Source organism: Mesorhizobium sp. M0060, assembly GCF_040323155.1.
In the GTDB taxonomy this organism is placed as follows: domain Bacteria; phylum Pseudomonadota; class Alphaproteobacteria; order Rhizobiales; family Rhizobiaceae; genus Mesorhizobium.
On the sequence record NZ_JAMYUP010000011.1, the window covers coordinates 80477 to 96380 of the forward strand.

A 15904-nucleotide genomic window follows, 5' to 3' on the forward strand; every position below is an offset into this window, starting at 1 on the left:
CGGCGGCGAGTGCAGATGCCTCCCGCCTTCGGGCATGACTTGCTTGCTGATGCCATCACTGGGAATGACAGCGATGTCCAGGCACTTGCTCCTTTTCCTACTCGTTGTCGCCGAGTAGTGCCGCGCAAACCGCTTCGGTGACCTTGTCGGTGGTGGCGGTTCCGCCGAGGTCGGGGGTGTGCAGTGAGGCGTCCGCGGTCACGCGCTCAATGGCGCGCATCAGGCGCGCCGCGGCAGTCGGCTCGCCAAGATGCTCCAGCATCATCACCGCCGACCAGAACGTGCCGATCGGATTGGCAATTCCCTTGCCGGTGATGTCGAAGGCCGAGCCGTGGATCGGCTCGAACATCGACGGAAACCGCCGCTCGGGGTTGAGGTTCGCAGTCGGCGCGATGCCGATCGATCCGGCAAGTGCGGCCGCAAGATCCGACAGGATATCGGCGTGAAGATTGGTGGCCACGATCGTGTCGAGCGAGCGCGGATTGAGCGTCATGCGCACCGTCATTGCGTCGACCAGCATTTTTTCCCATGCGACATCCGGGAAATCGGCCGCGACCTCACGGGCGATGTCGTCCCACAGCACCATGCCGTGACGCTGGGCGTTCGACTTGGTGACCACGGTCAACAGCTTGCGCGGCCGTGACCGCGCCATCTCGAAGGCGAAGCGCATGATGCGCGTCACGCCGGTGCGGGTGAAGATCGCGACCTCGGTGGCGACTTCCTCGGCCAGGCCGAGATGCGAGCGCCCGCCCTGGCCGGCGTATTCGCCTTCCGAATTCTCCCGGACGATGACCCAGTCGAGATCGCCTGCCGCGACACCACGAAGCGGGCTCTCGATACCGGGCAAGATGCGGGTCGGGCGGACGTTGGCATATTGGTCGAAGGGCTGGCAGATCGCGAGCCGCAGCCCCCACAACGTCAGATGGTCAGGCACGTCGGGCGCGCCAACGGCGCCGAAATAGATCGCGTCGAAGGCCTTCAGCCGCTCAGTGCCTTCCTTGGGCATCATCACGCCGTTGACCTTGTAGTAGTCCGAGCCCCAGTCGAAGTGCTGCACTTCGAGATTGAAACCACCGTCGCGCGTGGCGCAGGCGGCCAGCGCACGAAGGCCGGCTGCTACGACTTCCTTGCCGATCCCATCGCCTGGAATGGCCGCGATTCTATAGCTTCGCATTGGTCCGGTCCTCCCCTTGTGCTGCTAAACTCCCATGGACCATCGTCCTGGCCGTTGGCAGTCGAGACCGAATGTCGCCGTTAAGGCAAATGGTCAATCAAGCCGTTCAGCAGGAGCAGCAGCACCCCGGCGGCCGCAGCCGCAGCCGCGTCGTCCAGCATGATGCCGGCCCCGCCCCTTACCTTGTCATGCGCGATACGGATGGGCCAAGGCTTGACGACGTCGAAAAACCGGAAAGTAAGGAAGCCTGCTGCCCACCAGAGCGGGTCGAGCGGGAGCATGGAAAGTGTCACGGCGGCGCCGAAGGTTTCATCAATGACGACGATCTGCGGGTCCTCCGTCCCGGTACGGGAGACAATATGCGATGACGCCCACACGCCGACGGCGAATAGGGCCGCATAGGCAAGCACGGTCAGCCAAGGCGATGCAGGTATCAGAGCCGTGGCAACGGCCACTCCAACCATTGCGCCGGCCGTGCCCGGCCATATTGGAGACAATCCCGCGCCGACAGAGGTTGCGAGCAGGTAGGCGAGCTTGGGTGGAAATTTATGCATCGAGTTTCGGCCGGCTTCCCACGGATGGCAAGCATCATAGTCACATCGTTCGGCTGCTGCCGCCAGACCGCCGGTCGATTTGCACAACCGTCACAAGGGCATTGCCCAAACGGTGAAATGCCATCGGGCAGTTGTCGCTGCGCCCGGACGTTCTGTTTCGCCGTCAGCTTGGCAAGCACCTTAATCCGTTGGCCGCATTCGCCAAAAGAAATCGCTGTTGCGGCGAGTTGAGAACGTTGCCGAGCCCGGTTCTGCGCCCGCGTTGACCAAGTCGAACGGTAGCGACGGTGGAACAAACCCGCAAATTGCTGGTAAAGCTCCGTGAAACGACATCATCAGAGGAGCCGAGTCATCCATGATCGCCGGTCTCATGAAAAGTCGCATCGACCCGCTGTGGGAGCAGGCCGCCTCTCCGCTGATCGCGATCGGCATGACACCGAACCAGGTTACGGCCGGCGGGTTCGTGCTCGTCGCGCTGTCCTCGGGTGCCTACCTGTACCACCAGTCAAGCTTGGCCTTCGGCCTGTGCCTGGCGTTTGCCTTCACCTTCGACGCCCTGGACGGCGCGGTCGCCCGCCGGAGGGATATGATCACCAAGGCCGGTGGCTATTTCGACGCAATGGTCGACCGGTACCAGGAACTGGCGGTCTTTGCGGCAATAGGCTGGGTCGCCGATCTGTGGGCGATCGCAATGTTCGCGTTCGCCGGCGGCATTCTCACGAGCTATGCCAAGGCGCGGACGGCGCTGGAAATCCCTGTCGAAAACTACGGGTGGCCGGATTTCTTCGAGCGGATGGAACGTCTGGTGTTCATTTGCGTGCTGCTCGCCGCCGACGGGGTCGCAACCGCCATGGGGGCGGCTTCGCCGTGGATTCTGGCGGGAGGGTTGGCGCTGTACGCGGTGCTGGCCAACGCCACAGCGCTGCAACGGATCAGTCGCGCATGTGCGATGCTCAAACGGGCGGACGGGAAGCAGCCGTGAGACCGCAGGAAAATACTTGCATTTGGCCTCACATGAGGCTATATCATGCTTCACATGAATGGAGAGCAGTGATGTTGGCATTTGGAAATATAGCCGACGTGCTGGGGCTGCCGCCCAAGGAGACGGCTGCACGGTCGCCATTCGGACTGATGGCTCGAATCGAAGACGGATTGCCGTTGGGTGCGCTTGAACGCGTCTCACAATTGCTGGCACCGGCCGATACCCAATTCAAATATCGCCTCGTCCCAAAGGCAACTTATGAGCGCCGCAAGAGAGGTGCTCTTCGACTCTCGTCGGAAGAGGGCATGCGGGTGGCGCGGGTGGCGCGCGTATGGAACCTGGCGCTCGACGTTTGGCAGATCGAAGGTGAGGCTCGTGACTTTCTGTTTCGGCCTCATCCCATGCTGGAAGACCGGCGCCCGATCGACGTGGTCATTCAAAGCGAGATCGGTGCCGAACTGGTGCTCGATATCCTTTCAGGCCTGAAGTACGGCACCGCTGCTTGACGGCGCAGATACTCGATCGCACTCTGCAGTGCTTCAGGATCGGTGATCCAGCCGGCACATATCCGATCTTCGATGCGACGGGCTCGACGATAGCGCCTGGCCGCTGGAACACGCCCGGCAGCCCGTTGATCTACACCAGCGAGCATTATTCGACGGCCTTGCTGGAAAAGCTGGTGCACGGCAGCGGCAGACTGCCGCCCAACCAGCATTACATCCAGATCATGCTTCCGCGCGGGCTGAGCTACGAAATCTTTTCTCAGCCGTCGTTGCCCGGATGGGACATGATGCCGGCAACGGTTAGCAAGGAATTCGGTGAGACATGGTGTGTCGAGCGCCGCAGCGCGATCCTGATCGTGCCAAGCGTCGTCGCTCGCCTCGACAACAACGTTTTGCTCAATCCGGCCCATCGGGAGTTTTCCCTGATCACAGCCAGCCTGCATCAACCCGTATACTGGGATAGCCGCCTGTTCGGCTCCTGAGCCGGGCAGAGGGGCAGGCTTCTACTCAACACATCGCGTTAGCGCCAACCCAAGCCCGGAGCGACATGGGTCAGGATCGCCTCGATGACATGGGCGTTGTAGTCGACGCCGAGCTGGTTAGGAACGGTAAGCAGCAGCGTATCGGCCTCCACAATGGCTTCGTCGCCCTTTAGCTGTTCGATGAGCACGTCCGGCTCGGCGGCGTAGGAGCGGCCGAACACGGCGCGCCTGTCTGCCTCGATGTAACCGAACTGATCTCCGCTCTCATTGCCGCCGAAATAGGCGCGGTCGCGATCGTCGACTAGGGCAAAAATGCTCCGGCTGACCGACACACGCGGCTCGCGCGTGTGACCGGCCGCCTTCCAGGCCTCATGAAAAGCCCGGATCTGTTCGGCCTGCTGGATGTGAAATGGCTTTCCGCCTTCGTCGAATTTGAGCGTGGAACTCTGCAGGTTCATCCCCAGTTTCGCCGCCCATTCTGCGGTGGCGTTTGTGGCGGCGCCCCACCAGATGCGCTCGCGCAGGCCCTCCGAGTGTGGTTCGACGCGCAGCAGGCCGGGCGGATTGGGAAACATCGGCCGCGGATTGGGCTGGGCAAAGCCTTTGCCCAGCAACAGTTCGAGCAGCACTCCGGTGTGTCTCCGGGCCATGTCGGCATCGCTCTCACCCTCTTGCGGGGCATAGCCGAAGTAGCGCCATCCGTCGATCACCTGCTCCGGCGAGCCGCGGCTGATGCCCAGCTGCAGACGCCCTCCGGCGATCAGATCGGCTGCGCCAGCGTCCTCGGCCATGTAGAGCGGGTTCTCATAGCGCATGTCGATGACCGCCGTGCCGATCTCGATACGGCTGGTCTTTGCGCCAACCGCCGCCAGCAGCGGGAACGGCGAGGCGAGTTGGCGGGCGAAGTGATGCACGCGGAAATACGCGCCGTCCGCACCCAGTTCCTCGGCGGCGACGGCCAGGTCGATGGACTGCAAAAGCGCGTCGGCTGCTGTCCGCGTCTGCGATTGCGGCGAGGGCGTCCAATGCCCGAACGAGAGAAAACCAATCTTCTTCATAGGAGAGCCAGCTTAGAGGGAGACAGATGCAGATTATGCTTCGGCGCGGAGCAAAGCATCCCAAAATTCCGCCCTGACGGGAATCTTCAAAGCCGCTCCGGCAGATTTGTGGAGAAGGGCAGGGGAGGAGTTTTGGCAGTTCTGAAGGCGAACGTGTGATCGCGAATGGCGGGATGAATGTGGATATGGCGGTTGAAATCCACCATGACCGGTAATACCTTGTTGGCTGTTGGTATTACCGAGGTGTGAACATGACCACCAAAGTCACAGCCAAGGGACAGGTGACCATCCCAAAGCCGGTTCGCGAACTGCTTGGGATTGTTCCGGGCAGCGGAGTCGATTTCCGCCGCGCCGATGACGGCAGCGTCGTGATAACGCGAAGTGACAAGAAGCAGCCCGCGAGCCGCTTCGCGAAATTGCGCGGCCATGCCGGCAAGGGCCTCGGTACCGCCGCGATCATGGCACTGACGCGTGGCGACGTGTGACGCTAGTCGACACCAACGTTCTGCTTGATCTTGTTACGGACGATCCGGACTGGGCGGACTGGTCGATCGCCCAGCTTGAGGCGCAAAGCCTGAATGGCCCGTTATTGATCAACGATGCTGTCTATGCAGAGCTTGCCGTCCGATACGAGCGCATCGAGGATCTCGACGCCTTTGTTGATGAAGCTGGTCTCGAAGTGGCTCCTATGCCACGGGCAGCACTGTTCCTCGCGGGAAAGGTTTTTACGCAGTACCGGAGATCGGGGGGATTGCGCACCGGCGTGCTGCCTGATTTCTTCATCGGTGCTCATGCCGCCGTCAATGGGCTGCCGCTACTCACGCGCGACGTTGGCCGCTACCGTACCTACTTTCCGTCGCTCAAGCTGATCACACCAAACTCGTGAATAGCCCGCCGAACACGGTCCGCTAGGAAGGTGCCGCGAACGCGAGCAATATCGCGATTAGGATCAAGAGCGGTCCCATCCATTTAAAGTGGGTCCCAAAGTTGGTCCACCATGCTTGCTGCTGGCCGGGTCGAGCTTGAGAGGGGTCCGCGAGAAATCCAAAGCCGACGCCAGCCATCCACAACCCGGCGCAGAACATGATGAACTCGTCGATGTAATCCGCGACCACTCTCTGAAACTTTCGAATTTATGCTGCCGCCACATGCGCCGAATTCGAACCGATATAGTTACGGATCGTTTCGATGATCCGGTCCTGGTCGGCCTCGCTCAGATAGGGATGCATCGGCAGGCACAGGATGCGCTTTGGCAGGTCTTCCGAAACCGCAAGACCGGTCGGCGTGCGCGGATAATCGCGATAGGCGAGCTGGCTGTGCAACGGTTTCACATAGTAGATGACCGACGGAATGCCCTTATCGCCGAGATGTGCCTTGAGCCCGTCGCGCTTCGGCGTTTCGATGGCGTATTGCGCCCAGGCCGAGCGGCCGCCGCCCAGATTACGCGCCGCCTTGACGATATCGCCGAGACCTTCGGCATAGCGATTGGCGACCGCTTGCCTTGCCACCATCTCGTCTTCGAGAATGGCCAGCTTCTCGATCAGGATCGCCGCCTGCAGCGTGTCGAGCCGCGAGTTGATGCCGACGCGGACATTGTCGTATTGCGTTTCGCCCTTGCCGTGGAAGGCGAACGAGCGCAGCTGTTCGGCCAGCGCATCGTCATTGGTGAACATCGCACCGCCGTCGCCGTAGCAGCCGAGCGGTTTTGCCGGATAGAAGCTGGTTGAGCCGACGGTGCCGAACGAGCCGCACATCTTGCCGTCAGCCGAGCCGCCGGTCGCCTGCGCCGCATCCTCGATGACCATCAGGCCTTCCCGGTTGGCGATGGCCACGATCGCCTCGTAATCGGCGGCGAGGCCGAACAGGTCGACTGGAATGATCGCCTTCGGCTTCAGCCGGCCTTCCGCCTTGATCATGGCGATCGCCGCCGCGAGACTGGCGATGTCGATATTGTAGCTGTCGGCATCGACGTCGACGAACACCGGTTCGGCCTTGGTCAGCGCCACCACTTCCGCTGTGGCGGCAAAGGTGAAGCTCGGCACGAACACCGCATCGCCCGGGCCGATGCCGGCAGCAAACAGCGGCAGCAGCAGCGCGTCCGTGCCGTTGGCGCAAGCGACCACATGCTTGGTGCCGATATAGGCGGCGAGCTTGTTTTCGAATTCGGTGACCTGAGGCCCCAGAATATAGCGGCCCTCGTCGACGACGCGGTCGATTGCCGCCTTCAGCCTGTCGCGGATGCGTTCGCGCTGCGCGCCAAGATCGATGAACTGCATGTCGGCCTCAAACGGTTTTAGCCAGATAACCGGCCGCTGGTAGCAGACTTGGCACGGCCGAGAAAGCCGCAGGGCAAAACCCAGAATTGCTCAAGTGTCGCAGCCTGTTACCTCTGATTTCCGATCTGCCCTCTTAAACGCGGGGAAATCCGGGATTCGGCCTGCTGATGTGGCCTTTGTATCCCGCCTCACCAGCTGGGCGAAACATAAAGTGATCGCCGGCAAGCAGTCCATGAGGCTGTTGTCAGCCGGTCAGGCGATTTCATGCCGCCACGGTGGGTTGGCGCCGGCCCGCGATACCGTCACCGCCGCGGCTTTGGCGCCGAGCGTCAGCGCCTTGTGGATGGCTTCTTCCGGCAGGCTGGCGATTGCCGTCTTCGATAGCAGGCCCTGCTCGTGCAAGGAGGCAAGAATGCCGGCATTGAACGTGTCGCCGGCGCCGACGGTATCGACCACCTTCACCTTGTCCGGCACGACCGTGACCCGGTGCTGGCTGCTGTAACCGACCGCGCCTTCGCTGCCGTGGGTGACGACGATCAGCTTTGGGCCGCGATCCAGCCAGTTGCGGACGACGTCCTCATGCGAGCCGGCTTCGCCGAACCAGTTCAAATCCTCGTCCGACAGTTTCACGATATCGGCCATCGCCATCATGCTGCGGATGCGCCTGAGGTGCCTGGCCTTGTCGGGAATGAAGTTTGGCCGGATGTTGGGATCGAGCATCGTCACGCGGTGCTCGTGCTCGCGCCGCATGAACTCCTCATAGGCCGATCCGGCGGGTTCCGAGATCAGGCTGATGGCGCCGAACAGCATCGCCTCGATCTCGCTGCCGAGTTCCGGCAGGTCCTCGATGGTCAGCATGCGCCCGGCCGTGTTCTCGTCGTAGAACGTGTAGGTCGCCTGGCCGTTGGTGAGCCGCACGAAGGCAAGCGTGGTCGGTCGTGGTGAGGTGTGCGCATAGGTCGAGCTGACCTTGCTGGCCCCCAGCGCCTCCCTGAGCTGGCCGCCGAACAGATCCGACGACAGGCCGGAGAAGAAGCCGGCCGGCGCGCCAAGCCGGCCGAGCGCAATTGCCGTGTTGAACACGGCACCGCCGACATAGGGGGCAAAGGCCGGCTCGCCGTCGGTTGTGGTGCGCGGCAGCATGTCGATCAGGGCTTCGCCGCAGCAGAGAATCATGAATTGTTGCTTTCCGGCGGATAGATCACGCCCTTGCGAATGATGATGTTGGCGTAGAGCCGCGGCTCGCTCGTCGCGACGATCGCGTGCGCGGCCTTGACCCGTGCATAGAAGTCGGGGCCGGCAAGCGCAACCACCTTGCGGCCCGGCGCACGTCTGGCGCAGATCGCTTCGATCTCATGATGAACCGGATCGGCGAGCAGGGGATCGCCTTTGGCCGAGGCGCGAAACAGCGCCTGCGGCACGGCGTCGTCGACAGGCAACACGCTCAATACGGCATCCAGCACCGGGACGAGATGATGACCGTCGGCGCGGATCAACCGTTGTGCCTGTTGCTCGGCCGGGTAGTTGCCGTCGACCAGCGCGATCTCGTCGCCATGGCCCATTGCGCGCAATATCGCCAGAAGCTCCGGGCCGAGCAGCGCCGGGATGCCGATCAGCATGCTCAGAAGCTCCGGGAAATCGTGGTCGAGCCGATGAGGAAGCGCTCCGATAGCGGCAGGCTGGCACCACCCAGCGCCCGCGCATGGATGCCGACCGTTCCCTCGCGAACGGCTGGAAGCCGCAGGCCTTCGCCGTCGATCCTGCCGATGGCCTGGATGACCGCATCGACAAGCCGCCTGCGCACGCCGAGCGGCATCCATCCGTCGATCACCGCGGCTTCGAAATCGATGACGGAGGACGCCGCAACAATGGCATAGGCGAGCGCCTGCGAGGCGCTTGCGATCCAGTCGTCGAGCTCGGCGCCGATCTCGCCCCAGTCCTGCGGCGAGGTCCACAGATGCGACGCCTCGACGCCACGCGCGTTGAGCGCCTTTTCCAGCGTGGCGATCGAGGCCACGTCGATCAATTGCGTCGGCTTGCCGTCCGGCCCGGGCACCGGCATCGAGCCCAGCGCGCCGGCATTGCCGGTTGGGCCGCCAAAAAGCCGGCCGTTCAGCACGATGCCGCCGCCGGCAAAGGCGCCGATATAGAAATAGACGAAATCGCGCGCCGCGCCCGCCGTCTGGCCGAACACGAGCTCGGCGCCGCAGGCCGAGGTGGCATCGTTCTGCAGATAGACTGGAAATTCGCATTGCGCCTGGATGTCGCCGCGAATATCGCGATGGCGCCATTCGTCCATGATTTCGCGCGGCGCGCCGGCGGTGTCGGCCCAGTTCCACAATTCGAACGGCATCGCGATGCCAAGCCCGGCAATGCGTTTGTCCTGCGCCGGGGTGAGTTCGCCGCGCATCTTCTTCATGCCGCTTGTGACGAATTCCACCGTCTCGCGCGGCGCCGGATAGCGGTAGGAATGCTGCAGCATCGAGCGTACGTTGCCGAGGAAATCGATCAGCACCAGCTCGGCGCTGCGGCGGCCGATCTTCAGGCCGATGAAATAGGCGCCGTCGGGATTGAGCGCCATCGGGATCGAGGGCTGGCCGATCTTGCCGCGCAACGGCGCCTGGCGGACGAGCAGGTCGTCCTCCTCCAGCTCGCGCATGATGACCGAGACCGTCTGCGCCGAAAGGCCCGTCATGCGTGCAATGTCGGATTTGGCCAAGCTGCCGTGCTGGCGCACCAGCGACAGCACCAGCCGCTCATTGTGGTCCCGCATGCCGCTCTGGTTGGTTCCGCGGTGAATATGGCTTTCGGCTGCCTCGGGCGAACCGTGCCTCGCAATGCCGGTCTCCACCCTGTTCCTCCGTCGTTACCCTCAATGCTTTTGGGTCAGAATGGGGGAACGATGCAAGGCTGTCAATAATAAATAAGAGTGATTTAATTATTGACAGGCGATCGCGATTGGTGTTTCGTCAGCACAAGGGCGCTCGACTGGGAAGAGTGCGCGAACGCCTGCATGATGGCTCCGGGTGGCCCGGTGCTGCATGGCTTGTCTGGGAGGAGTACCTTGATGAAAACGTCCGTACTGAAGTCTGCGTTGCTCGGCGCGACCGCAAGTGCCCTTGTTGTATTGGCCGCTCCTGCATACGCCGCCGACATCGGCGCCTGCCTGATTACCAAAACCGATACCAATCCCTTCTTCGTCAAGATGAAGGAAGGTGCCACAGCCAAAGCCACCGAACTCGGTGTCAGCCTCAAGGCCTATGCCGGCAAGGACGACGGCGACAATGAAGGCCAGGTCGCAGCGGTCGAAACCTGCATCGCGGATGGCGTCAAGGGCATTCTGATCACCCCTTCGGACAGCAAGGCCATCGTTCCGACGATCAAGAAGGCGCGTGACGCCGGCATCCTCGTGATCGCGCTCGATACACCGCTTGACCCGATCGATGCCGCCGACCAGACCATGGCCACCGACAACTTCGAAGCCGGCCGGCTGATCGGCGCCTACGCCGCCGCCAAGCTCGGCGACAAAGCCAAGGATGCCCGTATCGGCTTCCTCGACATCAATACCAAGCAAGTCACCGTTGACGTGCTGCGCGACCAGGGCTTCATGAAGGGCTTCGGCATCGACGTGAAGGATGTCAACGTGATCGGTGACGAGGACGATCCGCGCATTGTCGGCCACGACTATACCAACGGCAATCCGGAAGGCGGCCGTCAGGCCATGGAAAACCTTCTGCAGAAGGACCCCACGATCAACGTCATCCACACCATCAACGAGCCCGCGGCCGCGGGTGCCTATGAAGCTCTCAAGGCGGTCGGCAAGGAAAAAGATGTTCTCATCATGTCGGTCGACGGCGGCTGCCCGGGTGTGAAGAATGTCGCCGAAGGCGTCATCGGTGGAACCTCGCAGCAGTACCCGCTGCTGATGGCGTCGATGGGCGTGGAAGCCATCAAGAAGTTCGCCGACTCCGGCGAGAAGCCGAAGGTGACGGAAGGCAAGACCTTCTTCGACACCGGCGTCACGCTGATCACCGACAATCCGGTGGAAGGCGTTCCCTCGATCGACACCAAGGAAGGCCTGGCCAAGTGCTGGGGCTGATTTGACACGCGCTGACTAAGAGCGCGAATATCGTTTTCGTGCGGGAGGGCGGTCTCCAGGCCGCCCTTTTGCGCGAAGGAGGAAACAACATCGCGGGAGGAATCGAGATGACCGACGCATCGGCGAGCGCCGGGCGACCGCAAGAGTACGAGAAGGTTCTCGCTGACAGTGACGCGTCCGTGGCGAGCTTCGATACCCACAGCAAGTCGCCGATTGAAAAATTCCAGCATGCGCTCCATGCGAACCAGGCGGCTGTTCCGCTGATCGTGCTGGTGGTGTCGATCCTGATCTTCGGTATCCTCGCCGGTCCCAAATTCTTCAACTGGTTCGCGCTCACGCTGATCCTTCAGCAGGTGGCCATCACCGGCATCATCGGGGCGGCGCAGACCCTCGTCATCCTCACCGCCGGCATCGATCTTTCGGTCGGCGCCATCATGGTGCTGTCGTCGGTGGTGATGGGGCAATTCGCGTTTCGCTATGGCTTGCCGGTTCCGTTGTCCCTTCTCTGCGGCTTCGGTTGTGGCGCGCTGTGCGGTTTCATCAATGGCGTCCTTATTGCCTACATGAAGCTGCCGCCCTTCATCGTGACGCTTGGCACCTGGCAGATCTTTTCGGCTGCCAACTTCCTCTATTCCCGCAACGAGACGATCCGCGGCCAGGACGTCGAGGCCCAGGCTCCGCTTCTGCAATTGTTCGGCAACAAGCTCAAATGCGACGGGCACCTCTGGCAGAACTTCGTGTGCGACTACGTACCGCCGGTCAGATGGCTGTTTGACGGCCTGTCCCTCGTCGGGGCGACCATCACGCTCGGCGTCGTCACCATGGTGCTGCTCGTCTTGCTGCTCTGGTATATCCTCAATTACACGGCCTGGGGCCGCCACGTCTACGCGACGGGCGACGATCCGGACGCGGCCGATCTGTCCGGCGTGCGCGTGCCGCGCATGCTGGTCCAGGTCTATACGATCTCGGGCTTGATCTGCGCCTTCGCCGGTTGGGTGCTGATCGGCCGCATCGGCTCGGTGTCGCCCACGGCGGGCGCTTTCGCCAACATCGAATCCATCACCGCCGTGGTGATCGGCGGCACCTCACTGTTCGGCGGCCGCGGCTCGATCCTCGGCATGATCTTCGGTGCGCTCATCGTTGGCGTCTTTCAGCTCGGACTTCGGCTTATTGGCACCGATCCGCAATGGACGTTCTTCCTGATCGGAGTTCTCATCATCGGTGCCGTCGCGGTCGATCAGTGGATCAGAAAGGTTGCAGGCTAATGTCGCGCGAACCCATCCTCACAACCCGCGGTCTGGTCAAGCGTTACGGCCGCGTTACCGCGCTCGACAATGCGGATTTCGATCTCTACGCCGGCGAAATCCTCGCGGTGATCGGCGACAACGGTGCCGGCAAGTCGTCGCTCATCAAGGCGATCTCCGGCGCCATCACCGCTGATGAAGGCGAAATCCGTCTTGACGGCAAGGTTACGTCCTTCAAGTCGCCGATGGAGGCACGCGATGCCGGCATCGAAACCGTCTACCAGAACCTCGCCCTGTCACCAGCGCTCTCCATCGCCGACAACATGTTCCTTGGCCGTGAGATCCGCAAACCTGGCTTGCTCGGCCAATGGTTTCGGATGCTGGACCGCCGGGCGATGGAAAAGCGCGCCCGCGACAAGCTCTCCGAACTCGGCCTGATGACCATCCAGAACATCAGCCAGGCCGTGGAAACGCTCTCGGGCGGCCAGCGTCAGGGCGTAGCGGTGGCGCGCGCTGCCGCCTTCGGTTCGAAGGTCGTCATCATGGACGAGCCAACGGCGGCCCTCGGCGTCAAGGAATCTCGCCGCGTGCTCGAGCTGATCCTCGACGTCAAGAAGCGCGGCCTGCCGATCGTGCTCATCTCGCACAACATGCCGCATGTCTTCGAGGTGGCGGACCGCATTCATATCCATCGATTGGGCCGTCGCCTCTGCGTCATCGATCCCAAGCAATATACGATGTCCGACGCCGTCGCCTTCATGACCGGAGCGAAGCTTCCGCCAGAGGCGGTGCTGGCGGCCTGATGCATGTTGCCCAAAAGTGCGCAGCGGTTTTGGGACAACGACATGCAAAAACAAGAACGTGAAGCGCGTCGGTTTGGATCTCTGCGGCGCGCTTTAATTTGCCAAATTGCCGCGGGGTAAGCCGACCCGTCGCCGCCTAATCGATTGAACATATAGCGATATGCGCTAGCATGGGCTGGGAGGAACGGTGAAAGCCGGTATGATCATAGCAACCGCACGAGAGGCAGCATGACGCGCGCGATGACAACCGAAGCTCCTCTGCCCACACTCGAAAACCCGGATCCCAAGACACTCGCCGACGAAGTCTTGCAGGCCCTCAAATACAGGGTCGGCAAGGGCACCAGCGTTGCAACGCAGTACGATTGGCTCACCGCCTCGATCAAGGTTGTGCGTGACCGCATCGTCGATCACTGGATGCAGGCGACGCAAGAGGCCTACGCCCAGCAGGAAAAGCGCGTCTATTACCTGTCGCTGGAATTCCTCATCGGCCGCCTGATGCGCGATGCCTTCTCCAATCTCGGCCTGATGGACAATATGCGCGAGGCGCTGTCGTCGCTTGGCGTCGACCTCGACATCATTGCTGCGCTCGAACCGGACGCGGCCCTTGGCAATGGCGGTCTTGGCCGGCTCGCCGCCTGCTTCATGGAAAGCATGGCGACCGTCAATATCCCCGCGCATGGCTACGGCATTCGCTACGCCAACGGCATGTTTCGGCAGGAGATCCATGACGGCTGGCAGGTCGAACTGCCCGAGACATGGCTCGATCACGGCAACCCCTGGGAGTTCGAGCGCCGCGAGCGCTCCTTCGAGGTCGGCTTCGGCGGCTCGGTGGAATCGATCACCTCGAAGGACGGCAGGCTCGAGCGCCATGTCTGGAAGCCGACCGAACATGTTCTGGCTGTCGCCTACGACACGCCGGTGGTTGGCTGGCGGGCCAACCGCGTCAACACGCTGCGGCTGTGGTCCGGCATGCCGATCGATCCGATCCTGCTCGACAAGTTCAACGCCGGCGATCACATCGGCGCACTCGCCGAAAGCAACAAGGCCGATGCCTTGTCGCGCGTCCTTTACCCGGCCGATTCCCACAAGGCCGGCCAGGAGCTGCGGCTCAGGCAAGAGTATTTCTTCTCCACCGCCTCGCTGCAGGACATCGTCCAGCGCCATCTCAGCCAGTATGGAGACCTTAAGTCGCTGCCCGACAAGGCGGCGATCCATCTGAACGACACCCACCCGGCGATCGCCGTGGCCGAGCTGATGCGCCTGTTGATGGATGTCCACGGCATGGATTTCGACCAGGCCTGGAGTATCACCAAGCGCACCTTCGGCTACACCAATCACACGCTGCTTCCCGAAGCGCTCGAAAGCTGGCCGGTGCCGCTGTTCGAGCGGCTGTTGCCGCGCCACATGCAGATCGTCTACGCCATCAACTCCGAAGTGCTGCTCGAGGCGCGCGCCTCCGACCAGTTCTCGAACGAGCAGATCAGCCACATCTCGCTGATCCAGGAAAATGGCGAGCGCCGGGTGCGCATGGGCAATCTGGCCTTTGTCGGCTCGCACTCGATCAACGGCGTCTCGGCGCTGCATACCGAGCTGATGAAGGAGACGGTGTTTGCCGATCTCCACAAGCTCTACCCGGACCGCATCAACAATAAGACCAATGGGATCACGCCGCGGCGCTGGCTGATCCAGTGCAATCCCGGCCTCACGGCACTCACCCGCGAGGCGATCGGCGACGGCTTCCTCGACGACATCGACGAGATAAAGGGGCTCGACCCTTTTGCCGAAGACGCCGCCTTCCGCGACAAGTTCGCTGCGGTCAAACGGGCGAACAAGGCACGGCTGGCCAATCTCGTCGCCGACCGGCTCGGCATCAAGGTCGACCCATCGGCGCTGTTCGACATCCAGGTCAAGCGCATCCACGAATACAAGCGCCAGCTCTTGAACATTCTCGAAGCGGTCGCGCTTTACGACCAGATCCGCTCCCATCCGGAGCGCGATTGGATGCCTCGCGTCAAGTTCTTCGGCGGCAAGGCGGCGCCCAGCTATCACAACGCCAAGCTTATCATCAAACTTGCCAACGACGTCGCCAGGGTCATCAACCGCGACCCGGCGGTGCGCGGCTTGCTGAAAGTGGTGTTCGTGCCGAACTATAATGTCAGCGTTGCCGAGATCATGATGCCGGCCGCCGATCTTTCGGAGCAGATATCGACCGCCGGCATGGAAGCGTCCGGCACCGGCAACATGAAGTTCGCGCTGAACGGCGCGCTGACCATCGGCACGCTCGACGGCGCCAATGTCGAGATCAAGGAATGCGTCGGCGACGACAACATCTTCATCTTCGGCCTGTCTACCGATGAGGTCGCCGAGCGGCGCAACAATGGCTACGATCCGCGCGCCGTGATCGAGGGATCGCCTGAATTGGCGCAGGCGCTTGCCGCGGTTTCGTCCGGGGTCTTCTCGCCTGACGATCCGGACCGTTATCGGGACCTGATCAACGGCCTCTACCAGAGCGACTGGTTCATGGTCGCTGCGGATTTCGATGCCTACGCCGCCACCCAGCGCGATGTCGATGCCGTCTGGCGCAACAGCCCGGACTGGTACGCCAGAGCCATCCGCAATGTCGCCCGTGTCGGCTGGTTCTCGTCCGATCGAACGATCCGTCAATATGCGAAAGACATCTGGCACGTGCCCGCCTGATATGATTGCATGAGGCCACGAACAATGTAGCC

The 15904-nt window shown here is 62.2% G+C and carries 17 protein-coding genes; 9 read left to right on the top strand and 8 right to left on the bottom strand.

Translation table 11 applies throughout. The features are described from left to right. Positions 1-97: 97 nt before the first annotated feature. Positions 98-1174: a tartrate dehydrogenase gene (locus NKJ94_RS13450; RefSeq protein WP_352525574.1), complete on the bottom strand. Its 1077-nt coding sequence runs from the start codon at positions 1172-1174 to the stop codon at positions 98-100. A gap of 80 nt (positions 1175-1254) precedes the next feature. Beyond that, positions 1255-1728, bottom strand: a complete 474-nt coding sequence (locus NKJ94_RS13455; protein ID WP_352525685.1) for a phosphatidylglycerophosphatase A family protein — start codon at positions 1726-1728, stop codon at positions 1255-1257. Between the two features lie 355 nt (positions 1729-2083). On the opposite strand from NKJ94_RS13455, the gene NKJ94_RS13460 reads away from it, so the two are divergent. From NKJ94_RS13460 to NKJ94_RS13470, 3 genes are all read left to right on the top strand, one after another. Next, on the top strand, positions 2084-2710 hold the full coding sequence (locus NKJ94_RS13460) for a CDP-alcohol phosphatidyltransferase family protein (RefSeq protein WP_352525575.1): 627 nt from the start codon (positions 2084-2086) through the stop codon (positions 2708-2710). 71 nt (positions 2711-2781) lie between these two features. Next, positions 2782-3216 carry an antitoxin Xre-like helix-turn-helix domain-containing protein gene (locus NKJ94_RS13465; protein WP_352525686.1) on the top strand — a complete coding sequence of 145 codons (435 nt, stop codon included), beginning with the start codon at positions 2782-2784 and terminating at the stop codon, positions 3214-3216. Continuing rightward, a complete protein-coding gene (locus NKJ94_RS13470) occupies positions 3213-3695 on the top strand; it encodes an RES family NAD+ phosphorylase (RefSeq protein ID WP_352525576.1) in 483 nt (160 codons plus the stop codon). The genes NKJ94_RS13465 and NKJ94_RS13470 overlap by 4 nt, the downstream gene beginning before the upstream one ends. Positions 3696-3733: 38 nt before the next feature. On the opposite strand, the gene NKJ94_RS13475 is transcribed toward NKJ94_RS13470, so the two are convergent. Beyond that, positions 3734-4753, bottom strand: coding sequence for an LLM class flavin-dependent oxidoreductase (locus NKJ94_RS13475; protein ID WP_352525577.1), 1020 nt, complete (start codon positions 4751-4753; stop codon positions 3734-3736). 251 nt (positions 4754-5004) lie between these two features. Here NKJ94_RS13475 and NKJ94_RS13480 point away from each other — a divergent pair, with 251 nt between their 5' ends. Continuing rightward, on the top strand, positions 5005-5238 hold the full coding sequence (locus NKJ94_RS13480; RefSeq protein ID WP_023679294.1) for an AbrB/MazE/SpoVT family DNA-binding domain-containing protein: 234 nt from the start codon (positions 5005-5007) through the stop codon (positions 5236-5238). After that, the gene (locus NKJ94_RS13485; RefSeq protein WP_352525579.1) at positions 5235-5639 is read left to right on the top strand and encodes a type II toxin-antitoxin system VapC family toxin; all 405 of its coding nucleotides are present in this window, start codon (positions 5235-5237) and stop codon (positions 5637-5639) included. The genes NKJ94_RS13480 and NKJ94_RS13485 overlap by 4 nt, the downstream gene beginning before the upstream one ends. Positions 5640-5661: 22 nt before the next feature. Here the strand turns inward: NKJ94_RS13485 and NKJ94_RS13490 are convergent, their stop codons facing one another. The 5 genes from NKJ94_RS13490 to NKJ94_RS13510 all read right to left on the bottom strand — a co-directional run bounded on the left by NKJ94_RS13490 (position 5662) and on the right by NKJ94_RS13510 (position 9880). Beyond that, entirely contained in the window at positions 5662-5868 is a 207-nt protein-coding gene (locus NKJ94_RS13490; RefSeq protein WP_352525580.1) for a hypothetical protein, read from the bottom strand. A gap of 18 nt (positions 5869-5886) precedes the next feature. Then, on the bottom strand, positions 5887-7029 hold the full coding sequence (locus tag NKJ94_RS13495; RefSeq protein WP_352525582.1) for a DegT/DnrJ/EryC1/StrS family aminotransferase: 1143 nt from the start codon (positions 7027-7029) through the stop codon (positions 5887-5889). Positions 7030-7281: 252 nt separating this feature from the next. Then, positions 7282-8205: a carbohydrate kinase family protein gene (locus NKJ94_RS13500; RefSeq protein ID WP_352525584.1), complete on the bottom strand. Its 924-nt coding sequence runs from the start codon at positions 8203-8205 to the stop codon at positions 7282-7284. Then, complete coding sequence (locus tag NKJ94_RS13505) at positions 8202-8648, bottom strand: RbsD/FucU family protein (protein WP_352525585.1); 447 nt, start codon at positions 8646-8648, stop codon at positions 8202-8204. The genes NKJ94_RS13500 and NKJ94_RS13505 overlap by 4 nt, the downstream gene beginning before the upstream one ends. A 2-nt stretch (positions 8649-8650) precedes the next feature. After that, the gene (locus NKJ94_RS13510) at positions 8651-9880 is read right to left on the bottom strand and encodes an ROK family transcriptional regulator (RefSeq protein ID WP_352525586.1); all 1230 of its coding nucleotides are present in this window, start codon (positions 9878-9880) and stop codon (positions 8651-8653) included. Positions 9881-10096: 216 nt separating this feature from the next. On the opposite strand from NKJ94_RS13510, the gene NKJ94_RS13515 reads away from it, so the two are divergent. The 4 genes from NKJ94_RS13515 (at position 10097) to NKJ94_RS13530 (ending at position 15872) form a co-directional block, all read left to right on the top strand. After that, the gene (locus NKJ94_RS13515) at positions 10097-11128 is read left to right on the top strand and encodes a sugar ABC transporter substrate-binding protein (protein WP_352525588.1); all 1032 of its coding nucleotides are present in this window, start codon (positions 10097-10099) and stop codon (positions 11126-11128) included. 107 nt (positions 11129-11235) lie between these two features. Further along, positions 11236-12393: an ABC transporter permease gene (locus tag NKJ94_RS13520; protein ID WP_352525589.1), complete on the top strand. Its 1158-nt coding sequence runs from the start codon at positions 11236-11238 to the stop codon at positions 12391-12393. Next, positions 12393-13175 carry an ATP-binding cassette domain-containing protein gene (locus tag NKJ94_RS13525; RefSeq protein ID WP_352525590.1) on the top strand — a complete coding sequence of 261 codons (783 nt, stop codon included), beginning with the start codon at positions 12393-12395 and terminating at the stop codon, positions 13173-13175. Before NKJ94_RS13520 ends, NKJ94_RS13525 begins: the two co-directional genes overlap by 1 nt. Before the next feature lie 228 nt (positions 13176-13403). Continuing rightward, positions 13404-15872: a glycogen/starch/alpha-glucan phosphorylase gene (locus NKJ94_RS13530; RefSeq protein WP_352525591.1), complete on the top strand. Its 2469-nt coding sequence runs from the start codon at positions 13404-13406 to the stop codon at positions 15870-15872. Positions 15873-15904: the final 32 nt, after the last annotated feature.

Excerpts from the sequence above, each read along its gene's own strand:
- NKJ94_RS13525 (WP_352525590.1), top strand. The coding sequence starts at position 12,393 with ATGTCGCGCGAACCCATCCTCACAACCCGCGGTCTGGTCAAGCGTTAC.
- NKJ94_RS13480 (WP_023679294.1), top strand. The coding sequence starts at position 5,005 with ATGACCACCAAAGTCACAGCCAAGGGACAGGTGACCATCCCAAAGCCG.
- NKJ94_RS13515 (WP_352525588.1), top strand. The coding sequence starts at position 10,097 with ATGAAAACGTCCGTACTGAAGTCTGCGTTGCTCGGCGCGACCGCAAGT.
- NKJ94_RS13505 (WP_352525585.1), bottom strand. The coding sequence starts at position 8,648 with ATGCTGATCGGCATCCCGGCGCTGCTCGGCCCGGAGCTTCTGGCGATA.
- NKJ94_RS13520 (WP_352525589.1), top strand. The coding sequence starts at position 11,236 with ATGACCGACGCATCGGCGAGCGCCGGGCGACCGCAAGAGTACGAGAAG.
- NKJ94_RS13460 (WP_352525575.1), top strand. The coding sequence starts at position 2,084 with ATGATCGCCGGTCTCATGAAAAGTCGCATCGACCCGCTGTGGGAGCAG.
- NKJ94_RS13475 (WP_352525577.1), bottom strand. The coding sequence starts at position 4,753 with ATGAAGAAGATTGGTTTTCTCTCGTTCGGGCATTGGACGCCCTCGCCG.
- NKJ94_RS13465 (WP_352525686.1), top strand. The coding sequence starts at position 2,782 with ATGTTGGCATTTGGAAATATAGCCGACGTGCTGGGGCTGCCGCCCAAG.
- NKJ94_RS13455 (WP_352525685.1), bottom strand. The coding sequence starts at position 1,728 with ATGCATAAATTTCCACCCAAGCTCGCCTACCTGCTCGCAACCTCTGTC.
- NKJ94_RS13450 (WP_352525574.1), bottom strand. The coding sequence starts at position 1,174 with ATGCGAAGCTATAGAATCGCGGCCATTCCAGGCGATGGGATCGGCAAG.
- NKJ94_RS13500 (WP_352525584.1), bottom strand. The coding sequence starts at position 8,205 with ATGATTCTCTGCTGCGGCGAAGCCCTGATCGACATGCTGCCGCGCACC.
- NKJ94_RS13495 (WP_352525582.1), bottom strand. The coding sequence starts at position 7,029 with ATGCAGTTCATCGATCTTGGCGCGCAGCGCGAACGCATCCGCGACAGG.
- NKJ94_RS13530 (WP_352525591.1), top strand. The coding sequence starts at position 13,404 with ATGACGCGCGCGATGACAACCGAAGCTCCTCTGCCCACACTCGAAAAC.